Source organism: Secundilactobacillus mixtipabuli (genome assembly GCF_002217925.1).
Lineage (GTDB): Bacteria > Bacillota > Bacilli > Lactobacillales > Lactobacillaceae > Secundilactobacillus > Secundilactobacillus mixtipabuli.
Window position 1 is genome coordinate 160,820 of sequence record NZ_BCMF01000004.1, and the last position, 12,440, is coordinate 173,259.

At 44.1% G+C, this 12,440-nt stretch carries 12 protein-coding genes and 1 riboswitch; of the genes, 8 read left to right on the plus strand and 4 right to left on the minus strand.

What is annotated here, in order from left to right:
* Positions 1-9 precede the first annotated feature (9 nt).
* A riboswitch (Lysine riboswitch) is annotated at positions 10-189 on the minus strand.
* 361 nt (positions 190-550) lie between these two features.
* Complete coding sequence (locus IWT5_RS04675; protein WP_089108800.1) at positions 551-1,915, plus strand: aspartate kinase; 1,365 nt, start codon at positions 551-553, stop codon at positions 1,913-1,915.
* An 83-nt stretch (positions 1,916-1,998) separates the two neighbouring features.
* On the plus strand, positions 1,999-3,012 hold the full coding sequence (dapF, locus tag IWT5_RS04680) for a diaminopimelate epimerase (RefSeq protein ID WP_089108801.1): 1,014 nt from the start codon (positions 1,999-2,001) through the stop codon (positions 3,010-3,012).
* Positions 3,013-3,076: 64 nt separating this feature from the next.
* Here dapF and IWT5_RS04685 read toward each other — a convergent pair whose 3' ends face one another.
* Positions 3,077-3,385 (minus strand): DUF7671 family protein, encoded by a 309-nt coding sequence (locus IWT5_RS04685; RefSeq protein WP_089108802.1) that lies wholly within the window; start codon positions 3,383-3,385, stop codon positions 3,077-3,079.
* A 7-nt stretch (positions 3,386-3,392) separates the two neighbouring features.
* Positions 3,393-4,433, minus strand: coding sequence for a lipoate--protein ligase (lplA, locus tag IWT5_RS04690; protein ID WP_089108803.1), 1,041 nt, complete (start codon positions 4,431-4,433; stop codon positions 3,393-3,395).
* A gap of 111 nt (positions 4,434-4,544) precedes the next feature.
* On the opposite strand from lplA, the gene IWT5_RS04695 reads away from it, so the two are divergent.
* A complete protein-coding gene (locus tag IWT5_RS04695) occupies positions 4,545-4,949 on the plus strand; it encodes a glycine cleavage system H family protein (protein ID WP_089108804.1) in 405 nt (134 codons plus the stop codon).
* Positions 4,950-5,035: 86 nt separating this feature from the next.
* On the opposite strand, the gene IWT5_RS12305 is transcribed toward IWT5_RS04695, so the two are convergent.
* Positions 5,036-5,182, minus strand: coding sequence for a hypothetical protein (locus IWT5_RS12305; protein WP_089108805.1), 147 nt, complete (start codon positions 5,180-5,182; stop codon positions 5,036-5,038).
* 197 nt (positions 5,183-5,379) lie between these two features.
* Here IWT5_RS12305 and IWT5_RS04705 point away from each other — a divergent pair, with 197 nt between their 5' ends.
* From IWT5_RS04705 to IWT5_RS04725, 5 genes are all read left to right on the plus strand, one after another.
* A complete protein-coding gene (locus IWT5_RS04705) occupies positions 5,380-5,610 on the plus strand; it encodes a P8 family protein (RefSeq protein WP_089108806.1) in 231 nt (76 codons plus the stop codon).
* A gap of 546 nt (positions 5,611-6,156) precedes the next feature.
* Positions 6,157-7,227: a carbamoyl phosphate synthase small subunit gene (locus IWT5_RS04710; protein ID WP_089108807.1), complete on the plus strand. Its 1,071-nt coding sequence runs from the start codon at positions 6,157-6,159 to the stop codon at positions 7,225-7,227.
* A complete protein-coding gene (gene carB, locus IWT5_RS04715) occupies positions 7,220-10,300 on the plus strand; it encodes a carbamoyl-phosphate synthase large subunit (protein ID WP_089108808.1) in 3,081 nt (1,026 codons plus the stop codon). Before IWT5_RS04710 ends, carB begins: the two co-directional genes overlap by 8 nt.
* A 236-nt stretch (positions 10,301-10,536) precedes the next feature.
* On the plus strand, positions 10,537-11,166 hold the full coding sequence (locus IWT5_RS04720; RefSeq protein WP_089108809.1) for a BglG family transcription antiterminator: 630 nt from the start codon (positions 10,537-10,539) through the stop codon (positions 11,164-11,166).
* A 144-nt stretch (positions 11,167-11,310) separates the two neighbouring features.
* Positions 11,311-11,796, plus strand: a complete 486-nt coding sequence (locus tag IWT5_RS04725) for a GNAT family N-acetyltransferase (RefSeq protein WP_089108810.1) — start codon at positions 11,311-11,313, stop codon at positions 11,794-11,796.
* Positions 11,797-11,808: 12 nt separating this feature from the next.
* Here IWT5_RS04725 and IWT5_RS04730 read toward each other — a convergent pair whose 3' ends face one another.
* Positions 11,809-12,420, minus strand: a complete 612-nt coding sequence (locus IWT5_RS04730; protein ID WP_089108811.1) for a histidine phosphatase family protein — start codon at positions 12,418-12,420, stop codon at positions 11,809-11,811.
* Positions 12,421-12,440 lie beyond the last annotated feature (20 nt).

The following is a 12,440-nucleotide window of genomic DNA, read 5'->3' on the forward strand; positions in this document are numbered from 1 at the left end:
GATGGACTCATTTTCGATAGCGCTCCGCAGACGTTATATCTGCGACAGTCCATGATTTATTGAATCATGTCCCAGCAAACTGGCTACTGTTATAGTCAGCGCTTCGGCAACGTCCCCTTTTGGTTCACCTCTTAGTCATAACAGTGACTGAGTGAACTGACTAATGTCGGTTGCAACCTCTTCGATTTAATCAAATTCTATAATTGTTTTCTAAGATAGTCAAGGGGATTTTTAATAAAGGTGCGGAGACGAGCGTTTAGAGACTGGAGCCTAAGGACACTGGGGCAAAAATCCTGGGCTTGGATTTATGTCCCAGTGTCCTTAGGTGCAAGTCTCTGCTCGGTGTAGCCTGATTAGGAAACGTAGCAGTAACACAACTTCCCCGCACCCCGCAAACTTAATTTCAAAAAAAGTTATATCCTACTATTGCCCCCAAAATCACGCCCCTTTTCCGTTACTAAACCGGTTGCCAAAGAAAAATAAACTGTTAGAATTCAATGTAATTATTAACCGTTTCTGGCAAAAGTCAGACGGATAAGGAGTGTTAGCTGTGAAAGTCGTTAAGTTTGGTGGGAGTTCGTTAGCTGACGGACCCCAATTTGAAAAGGTCATCTCGATTATGAAAGCTGATTCTGAGCGCCAGGTCATTATTACTTCCGCACCAGGAAAGCGCCATGATGGTGACATTAAAGTAACGGATCTGCTGATTAAATATGCAGAATTAACAATTAAACATTCAGACACCAGCGAGATCTTTAACCAGATTTTCGACCGTTATCAAGCCATTGGTGATTACTTTGGTTTAGATGAGGACGCTCTAGCACCCATCTGGCAAGCATTAAGTGAATTACCAACCACTGATTATCCAGATGATGACTATCTAATGGCGGCTTTTAAAGCTCATGGCGAACGGCTTAACGCACGCTTAATGGCAACCGTTATGACTCATTTAGGCATGAACGCCCGCTTCGTTGACCCTAAAGAGGCAGGCATTGTTGTGAGCGACGAGCCCAACAACGCAACAGTTTTACCAGCCACTTACGATCACTTGGCACAAATCGACGTTGACGATGCCATCCTTGTTTTTCCTGGTTTCTTTGGTTTTACACCTGAAGGTCAAATCGCCACCTTTTCACGTGGCGGTTCCGATATCACTGGTGCTATTGTCGCTCGTGGGTTGAAGGCTGATCTTTACGAAAACTTCACCGACGTGGACGCGATCTACGCCGCTAATCCGAAGCTCGTTGACCAGCCAATCGCCATTCATCGCATGACTTACCGTGAAATGCGAGAACTTTCATACGCCGGTTTCTCCGTGTTTCATGATGAAGCTATTATTCCAGCAATTCAGGGTGAAATTCCAATCAACGTTAAGAACACCAATCGGCCGGAACTTCCCGGAACGCTAATTGTTCCCGAGAAGGGCTTCAAACCTACACAAACCATTACCGGCGTTGCCAGTTCCACTCGCTTCGCTGCACTATACCTGCACCGCTACCTGCTGAACAAAGAAGTTGGGTTTACATTGAAACTACTGCAGGTCTTTAAAAAATACAATGTTTCATACGAACACATGCCTTCTGGGATTGACGATTTAACCGTGATCTTTGATAAAACGCAATTTGATGACGATACCGTGCATAATATGTGCCACGACATTCGCGATGTTCTCGAACCAGATACACTGGAATGGATCGATGATTACGCCATTATCATGGTGGTTGGTGAAGGTATGCGTAACAAAGTCGGCGTGATTGAACGGATTATTCAGCCACTGGTTCAGCACAACATCGGCGTTCACATGATCAACCAAGGTGCTTCACGAATTTCAATCATGCTTGGAACCCGCCGTGCAGACGCTGGTGAAGCTGTGAAGAGTATTTACAACGCCTTCTTCAGCAATGAACTTGTTTAAGACTTGATTCAAATAAGAGACATTTCTCTAAAAGACTGCTAGAATAGCAACACGATTATTCTGAATAATAAGGAGTTAACAAAATGGTGCAATTACGTAAAGTACACGGGTCCGAAAACCACTTTTTCCTACTGGACCAAACAACCCTTGATGAACCGTTAAACGACAGCGAATTGTCCGCTTTAGCTCAGCAGGTGACCAACCCACAAACTGGTATTTTAGACGGTGCTGACGGCGTCTTAGTCGTCAACGCTTCTGAACACGAAAACGTCCTTGGGCAAATGCGCGTGATCAACGCTGATGGTAGTGAAGCTTCAATGTGCGGTAACGGCCTGCGAACCGTTTCGCGCTATTTAGCTGAAAAGTATCACACCAACCAATTTAAAGTTGAAACGCTGACAGCCGATTTACAGGTCAGCCGTCAAAATGATCTCGCACCTGAAGTGCCCGCATTCAGCGTAGAAATCTCACCCGTACGGTTTCAGCCAGCGGACTTTCCGTTCACTAACCTGCTTGGTGACGATGCTTTAATCGACCAACCGGTCCCAGCTTTCGTAGCTGGATTAAACTTCACCGCAATTGCCGTTCCCAATCCGCACCTGATCAGTTTCGTGGATGAAGCGACCATGAATGGCAATGCCCTCGGCGAATTAGGAGCCAGTCTAAATGGCGTCAACGAATATTTCCCCGATGGGGTTAACGTCAGTTTTGCTCAGATTTTAGGCAAAAATCAACTCTTTGTGCGGACATACGAACGCGGCGTTGGCTTTACAAACGCCTGCGGAACAGGGATGTCAGCAACGAGTCTAGCCTTTGCCATGACTCATCCTAACCTTGGGGAATTCGACCACACCATTACCGTTTACAATCCGGGTGGGATGGTCAAAACTCGCGTCCACCAAACGGCTGATCATTACTGGATCGACTTAATTGGTAATGCAACCGAAACGCATTTGATTGACGTAGATGAGACAGAACTCCACAATGCTAACGTCACCAATGCAACCGCATCGATTCAAGAAACGACTGAGGAAGCAGCTTATCTTAAATTTGTTGATCAGTTGCCTAAGGTTTCAGCCATTGCTGTTAAAAAATAAATTGCATATGTATTCAAAATAGCTGCTTGCTCAACCCGCAAAATGGGTCGAGCAAGCAGCTCTTTTATTTTAATTTTGCTTTTGCCAGTTGAATCAGTTCATCACTGACATATTCACTGGTAAACCGCTGCATCGGCGTAATTGAATGGCGATCTTTATAGGCTACTGGTTGCGTTGCAACCACCGCAACCGTTAGATGGTTTTCAGTCAGAAAAACCTGCCCGATTTTCTTTAATTTGCCCTTTGTATGCCGACCTGTTCGCCAGGAATGCAGCTGAAAATTTTGCTTATCGCGAATAATATACTGTCCGCTATCATCTTGTTCAACTGGTACACCAATGTATTCTTGTACCGGATACTTTGCTTTTGCCATGATTCACCTACTGCTTTTCAATTAATAATTCGTTGACTAATGCTTCAATATCTGCATCGCTTAGTAGCTTGCGTAACCAGTGTTTGCTAAGCTTTTTTTGCAACTCTTTTTTGTCTAAATTGGCATTCGTCAGCTGAGCCTCTAATTTGCGCGCCAATTTATCCTCCAAAAGGTTGCCGTAAACTGCAACTTTCGTGATCTGCTGACCTGTCACCATCAAGTTCAAAGCCACTGAACCCGCGTCAAACTGTTTAAACCGGTACCGGTTAAAGCCAGGATTAGCACCGAAGTTCCAATCATCTGTCCGGTATTGCTCAGCCAATCGTTCATCGATGATCTGCCAGTCGTGATCAGTTAAATGATAGGTCTCAATGTCTTCAAGCCGCTCAACGTGAAAAAGCGCCTTTAAAAGTTGTTCTTTAAACTGTTCACTGTTTAATCCTTGGTATTTTGGCGCTAAATGATGCTTAATGTTTTCAATCTGACTACGATTGGATTTAACCCACGACCCGTTAATCCGCGTTTCAACCGGATGAAGTGCCTGACTGGCAGCATCCAGATTCATATCATACATCAGGGTTCCGCCTGCTGCATAGGCATCTCCTGACTTGACCATCGTCATGCCAGTAAATTTATGGTCATTAACCACTAAATCAGAATGGCCCCGTAAAACGGCATCCGTCGCACCCAGTTCGTGCAGTGCATCGAGGATGGGTTGTGCAAAGACGTGATAGTTCCCCCACTCTGCGCCGTCATCAGTGTCACCCACCACAATATTTTCAAAGATTAAGTTGCCCATATCATGATAAACAGCGCCACCACCAGACGTGCGGCGAACTAGCGCAATGTTGTTCTCACGTAAATAAGGCACATTGACCTCAGCAAAAACGTTTTGATTGACCCCGACGATAACGGACGGTTCGTTAATATACATGATCAGCCCATGCCCGGGTAATTTAAGATCATTGATCAGATAATTATCCAGTGATTGATTCACAATTGGATCGTAAACTGGTTGGCCATCTCGGCTAGTATCGATTAAGAACATGTTGCAGCCCCTTTACTCTGAGTTTTGATACCTCTATTTTACGGTTTTTCCACTGTCGATACCAGCCTAACGTGAAACGCTTTCTTTCTTTCACAAAGCTCGGTATACTGAATGTATGAAACGAACGAAGAGGAGTGGTTAGGCATGTCATTTTGGAACAAGTTAATTAATCGTATTAAGCAATTATTCAGTGGTAAAACGGCCAAATTTGACCCCAAAGAAAAAGATGGCGTTTGGTACCAAGAAACAAAACCCGGTGTCGTGCGAATTGGCATGACGGATCAAGTTTATGAAGATTTAGGCGATATTACTTTCATGGATTTTTCGTCACCCGATAATCAGCTGGACATCGATGATGATCTGCTTGAAATGGAGGGCGCCAAAGCCGTTGAAACGTTAAAGTCCCCCGTTAAGGGAACCATTATTGCCCGCAATAACGATTTACTCAAGCAAAGCGATCAACTGGCTAAACATACGACTCAGGAGAATTGGCTCGTCGATGTTAAAACCGCCTAAACTTAAAAAAGAACGTGACCAACAGTTTAAGAAAACTGCGATCACGTTCTTTTTCATCTATTGGAAACAGCCAAAGCCGTTTTTGATTAGTTTTGGTTTTCTAGCTTTTCGGCAGCTTCGTCAATTGTAGCGAAACCTGACTTAGCGTTCTTAGCCTTTGGGTGCTTAGCACGGTCTTCCTCTGCCTTTTCGATCAATGCCTTACGCTGTTCTTTACTTAACTTGTTAGCCATTTAAATCGCGCTCCCTTTATTGTCTTAGCTTAATTGTTAGGATTTCCTAACATCTTTATGCTAGCACTAATCATAGCCAATGTTAAATGTAATGACCACCGTTATGCACTTGCTGGCAGATTTGATGAAATCCATAAGCTAATAATTTAACACTCAGAAATAAAGGACTAGAATATAACTATAAGGAGGAATTCAATATGGCAGAATCAGTAGATAAGACTTTATTCTTAGATTACAATATGAATGACGCTTTTGACTGGAGCGATGAAGAAATGCCAGTTCGCGACGCCATTTGGGATTACCTCATGGAGCACAACGGTCACGATACAATGAAGACCGAAGAGCAAATGAAACCATTCATGACCAAATCCGAAGCTGACATCCGCAAGTATGTCGAAGACAACTTGAAGACTGCAGCTGCAAAGTAACTTAGCATAATAAACTTTTAAATAGGGTGACCTGTCATTGATTGACAGGCCACCCTATTTTTATTGTTTGTTATTTACTACACTCAAAGTGATATGTTCAATAACATATCTGATATTATCAAATAAACACGAATTAAATATGCGCCATACACTGGATTTGTTCGTTAAAATAGTTTAAAATCAATGAAAGTCACGTCATCGCCAGCAGTGAAAAATCTTCAATATTCATAAAAAACTTTTGTATATTCATTTTAATGTATATCAGTTTCCTGCTTGCGGTTCACTGATTTTCCCACTGTTTATTTGAAACCCTTTTGTATCAAGGTTTAAGAGAAAAATGGCAGGATGATTAAAAAGTTAAATGCATAAAATAATTTTACGTTTAAGTTCTATAAGTATTCATATACTTACTAAATAACTTATATTTAACTGAAAATAGCGGTTTTTGTGTATAAAGTTCCTTGACATTTATTAGTAAAACTCTTATCTTATACAAAAAGCAATTAAAGCCGTCCATCGAGGCGGTCATTGAGGAGGCTATCAGATATGAAAAAATATTTAACACTCGAAAACGGAGAACAATTTATTGGCACTGCAGTTGGCGATTTGACCAAGGAAATTAAGGGCGAACTGGTTTTTACTACGAGTATGGTGGGTTATCAAGAAACCCTAACCGATCCTTCCTACACTAACCAGATCATCACCTTTACCTACCCACTCATTGGTAATTACGGGATTTCCCTTCATGCTAATCAATCACCGACAATTGCCGCATCAGCCGTTGTTATGCAAGAAATTGCAACGACGGTTTTTCATTACCAGAGTGTCATGACTTTGGACGAATTCTTAAAAAAGTCTGGCGTTCCTGGTATTGCAGGCATTGATACGCGTAAATTAACTAAGATTATTAGAAAGCACGGGACGATGAAGGCTAGCTTAACTAATCAGCCACTAGCTAACAGCAGCTTTAACCAGGCAAAGGCCGTGGAAATGGTGGTCAAATCAGCCACGTTCGCCCACGCTTTAGATGAACATCCGAATCACGTTGTCCTTGTCGATTTCGGTGTCAAAGCGAACATCGTAAAATCGCTCAAAAACTTTGGTGCCAACGTAACGGTTGTGACGCCAGAAGCTAATTTTGAAGCCATCGCTGCTTTAAATCCGGATGGTGTCCTAATATCTAACGGTCCTGGCGATCCTGAAGATTACGCTGATTTTCTCCCCGTTATTCGGGAACTGCAAGATCACTACCCACTATTTGGTATCTGTTTAGGACACCAACTGTTAGCGTTAGCAAACGGCGCCCGTACCTATAAGATGGTGTTCGGCCACCGTGGCATCAATCATCCGGTTAAGAATTTACTTACCGGAGAAGTGGTCATCACCTCCCAGAATCATGGTTACGCTGTCGATATCGATTCCGTCTCTGAAACACCCCTTGAAGTGACAGCCATCGAAATTAACGATCAAACTTGCGAAGGCCTGCGCTATCCTGGCAAACCGGTCTTCTCGGTCCAGTATCACCCAGAAGCCGCACCGGGACCTCACGAAGCAACGCGCTTATTTAGCAAGTTTGTTGGTTTAATGAATACGAATGGGGGAGTACAGCATGCCTAAAAGAACAGATTTAAATAAGATCGTCATCATTGGCTCCGGTCCGATCGTCATTGGTCAAGCAGCTGAATTTGATTATGCTGGTAGCCAAGCTTGCTTAAGCTTAAAGGAGGAAGGCTACGACACCGTTCTGATCAATTCCAACCCTGCCACGATCATGACTGACGACGAAATTGCCGATAAGGTCTACCTAGAGCCGTTAACCTTAGAAAGTGTCACCGCTATTTTAAAGAAGGAAAAGCCAGATGCCATTTTACCAACTTTGGGTGGTCAAACCGGTCTTAACTTAGCCGTTGAACTGGCAAAGAAAGGCATCTTAGCCGACCTTGGCATTGAACTGCTGGGAACTAACCTGCACACGATCAACCAAGCAGAAGACCGTGAAGCTTTCAAAGATTTAATGAACGATCTCAACCAGCCGATTCCGCCTTCGAAGACGGTTTACGATCTTCAATCTGGGCTCGATTTTGCCCATGAAATTGGCTATCCGGTCATTATCAGACCAGCCTACACGCTTGGCGGCACTGGCGGCGGCTTCGCCCATAATGATGACGAAATGCAAACCGTCCTTAGCCGTGGGTTAACCATGTCACCAGAAACCGAATGCTTAGTCGAAAAGAGTATCGCCGGCTACAAAGAAATTGAATTTGAAGTCATGCGGGACCATAATGGTTCTTCAATTATTGTCGCCGGCATGGAAAACTTCGATCCAGTTGGGATTCACACTGGCGACTCCATTGTCTTCACCCCAACGCAAACATTGACAGATAAAGAATATCAGCGTTTACGGGATGCCTCATTGACGATTGTTAACGCCCTTAAAATTGAGGGTGGCTGTAACGTTCAGTTAGCTCAGGATCCATACAGTGAGCACTATTATGTGATTGAAGTTAACCCTCGGGTCAGCCGTTCTTCCGCGTTGGCTTCAAAGGCCACCGGGTATCCAATCGCCAAAATCGCCGCTAAAATTGCGGTTGGCTTAAACCTTGATGAAATCATCAACCCAATTACCCAAACAACTTATGCATTGTTTGAACCCGCCTTGGATTACGTGGTCGCTAAAATTCCACGTTTTGCCTTTGACAAGTTCTACCATGCTGACCGTAAGTTAGGCACCCAGATGAAAGCCACTGGCGAAGTGATGGCCATTGGGAGCAACATTGAAGAAGCTTTACTAAAAGCTGTACAATCACTGGAACTTGATACTCAAATGCAGACCACCCTTTTACCTGAAGGTGCCAAAAAACAATCACTGAATGACCTGCTGGAAACCATCAAAACCCCGACGGACATCCGTTTATTTGAAATTTTTGCTGCCATTTGTAAAGGGGCAACAATCGATCAGCTGCACGATTCAACTAAGATCGACAAATTCTTCTTAGCAAAATTAATGAACATTATTGCCATGCAAAAAGAACTGATGACCAGTATGCTCACTGCTGAAACCATCTTAAAAGCTCAGAAACTTGGCTTTGATGATGATATGATCAAAGCAGTGGCCACAATTACTGACGAAGAACTTGCTAAATTGCATAGTATGACAAATCAGCATCTCGTCTATAAAATGGTCGATACCTGCGCGGCTGAATTTGAAAGTTTCACACCTTATTTCTACAGTACAGTTGGCAATGAAAATGAAAGTAAGCCGCTGGGCAACAGTGTCATCGTTCTTGGTGCTGGTCCAATCCGGATCGGTCAAGGCGTTGAGTTTGATTACACTACCGTTCACTCAGTGAAGGCCCTTCAAGCAGCCGGTTATAATGCCATTATTATTAATAATAATCCGGAAACTGTTTCAACGGACTTCTCGATTTCCGATAAACTGTACTTTGAACCGCTCACAATTGACTCGGTGATGAACATTGTCAATCTAGAAAAACCAATTGGTGTGATTGTTCAATTTGGTGGTCAAACAGCCATTAATTTGACTCAGCAATTAACCGATCGTGGGGTCAAGATCCTTGGGACCAACATGGCAGGAATCGAACAAACCGAAAACCGGCACGACTTTGAAGAGTTGCTGATCAATCAGGGAATTGAACACCCAGCTGGTGATACAGCTACTGATATTCCCGGTGCCCACGAAATTGCCAGCAAACTTGGCTATCCCGTCTTGGTACGGCCAAGCTTTGTTCTCGGTGGTAAGGGAATGGCCATCGTGCATGATCAAAATGAGCTCAATGCTTATCTTGTTCCAGCACTCAAGCATAGTCATGGTGAACCCATCTTAATCGATAAGTACATCAAGGGAACCGAATGTGAAGTCGACATTCTTAGCGACGGCAAGCAGGTCTTTATTCCAGGAATTATGGAGCATCTGGAAGGCGCCGGCGTGCATTCGGGTGATTCCATTGCGATGTATCCGCCGCAAACATTAACGGCTTCACAAAAATCAGCAATCATTCAAATCGCCACTAAGATCGGTAAATCTGTTCACTGTATAGGGATGATGAACATTCAGTTTATCGTTGCCGATCAAGTGTATGTCATCGAAGTGAACCCAAGAGCCTCTCGGACCGTTCCGTTCATGAGTAAAATCACCCACTTGCATTTAGCCCAGTTAGCCACTCAGCTGATCATTGGCAAATCCTTAACAGAAATTGGTCTGCATTCGGGAATGCATCCTGAACCGGACAGCGTTTACGTCAAAGCGCCAGTCTTCTCATTTGCTAAGTTACCAGGAGCGCCAACCGCGCTGAGTCCAGAAATGAAATCAACTGGTGAAGACCTTGGTCATGGTCATACTTTGGCTGAGGCACTGCACAAAGCCTTCTTTGACAGTTACCATTTCGATAGTAACAAAACTGGGCCAGTTCTGGTCACGCCAACTGACGCTAAGAACACCGATTTAATGGCAGCACTTGATGCCGGCGGTTACCCGCACCAGGTCTACAAAATGGGTCAAAAATGGCCTAAATGCTTAGCTTTCGTACTAGCAACAGAGGATGAAAGCCGTCTTGCTAAACAGCTGACGACTCGTGCACTTAGTCATGAAGTCACCCTATTTACGGCCGTTGATACTGTTGCTTCACTGGTAAAAAACGTCCAAATTACCCGTGCCAAACAAGCGGGTTAAGTTATCAACAAACTGCGACAAAACGTGCTAGATTCTGGAATGTGAAAAATGCCTATTTTGCGATTTTGCGGAATAGGCATTTTTGCGTTAAACGGCCTAAATTGAGCGACAGATTTAGCTGACAGTTTTATTTGGTGAAACCGTTTACTTTCTGATTGACACTCACCTTTTAACCTGCGATGATTGAATTAAAGATATCAAACCGATAGACGACACCTACACTGGAGGGATTGAAAATGATCAAAGATCAAGATCCGCAAACAATTGAAAGGCTCACCCATTTGACCCTTTTATTAGTGATTCATGCTCCTAAACACGTCCCCTTAGAAGATCTGACTCAAGCCTTAAATTCTGACGTTGATACCGTCCGTCATGATCTGAACTGGGTCTCTGATTTTCTCGCACATTACGACTTAGTTGTCGACCCCACAGTTGACCAAGCGGTAGCCGTTTATGGTCAGGAAAACAACCTCTTTCGTGCCACCATTGATCTTTTAAAATCATTTTCAAAGTCAGGAGAACTTGTGACGACCTTCCCGGTTGGGGATGCAAAATTAGAGGATCAATTAAAAACCCAGGTTGCAGCATTAGTTAAGACAACGCCACTAGATATCACCGCGCAACAGTCGATTTACGATTACCTATGGACCGTTGCGATGCGCTACCGATACGGCCGAGTTAAGCGGTTAGGGCTGGCTGAACTCTTCACGCCCGGTCAACTTGCCCTCATTTCAAACGAAAAAGTCATCCATCCATGGTCACAAAAAACGATTGAAATCTTAGAAGATGACCTGCCATCTAACGAAGACCTGCCTCTGGTAGAGGCTTATCTATTGACCTTAAGAGTCTGGCTTTACGCGAACTAGACACATTGAACGCAAACAAGCGCCGTCTCGCCGATTTCACGGGACAGCGCTTGTTTTTAGACTGCGTCACTGCTTCTTTTCTTTCGTCAAAACTCCGGCTATAATGGGACCATTGTTTTAATCACGACTAACCGGAGGATACTTATGCTAACCTTTCAACCTGCTGAACCAGACCAACTTGATGCCATTATGACAATTGAAAATCAGGGATTCAATCCTGACGAGGCTGCAACCCGAAAGAGTATGGCCCAACGAATCACCTGCATCAGTGACACCTTTATTGTGGCCTCGCGGCATCAACGCGTACTAGGCTACATCGTGGGGCCAGCATCGAATGACCGTTACATTAGCGACGACCTTTTTGATCATCTGGAAGCCAACCGCCCAACGGACCGTTATCAAACCGTTCTCAGCTTAGCAGTCGCTAAAAGTACCCGCAACATGGGTCTGGGAAGCAGCCTGCTGACCGAGCTGGCAAAAGTGGCACGTGCTCAGCACCGCGAAGCGATTACCTTAACTTGTTTAGAAAAACTGATCCCCTTTTACGAACACAACGGTTACGTTAATGAAGGTGTTTCAGCCTCTACCCACGCTGATGAAACTTGGTATAACATGGTCAAAGTCCTTTAATTGCTCAATCAATTAAAACAGCCGGTTATAATACCAAAGATAATAGTGACCATCAATCAAACTGATTTTTGTCACACTGGTGTTATCGGGCTCTGGCAGTGTCATTGGGTCAGTTGGCTGCAAAGCGGCTAAGGCGGCAGCTTTAACCGTAAAACCATGGGTAACCACGATGTACTTACCAGCGGTAAACCGATCAGCGTAGTCTGTCATAAAATCCGTTACTCGGTCGACAACGTGGTCAAAGGTTTCACCCTCTGTCGCGTAAGTCGTATAACTTGGCAAGACGTCGTGAAGGACCGAATCAAAAACTGCTGGATATTTTGCTTCCAGATCTCGATTCTTCAAACCATCCCACTGACCGTATGAGATTTCCAGCAAGCGTAGATCAGTTTGTTGGGGCAAATTGGCGGTTTCATTCACAATGGCCGCCGTTTCCAACGTGCGGGTCAGCGGACTGACAAGCAATTGGTCCGCAAATTGAACGTCAAAGGCATCGTGTAAGTGTTGGGCTTGTTTTTTCCCAGTTTCATTCAATAATGTGATTTCAGAATTAATGATCCCCTGCTTCAGACCCAGTGCATTCGCTTCAGTCTGACCGTGGCGAATAAAATAAAATTCAGTCATGCGGTATCCTCATTTCTTGA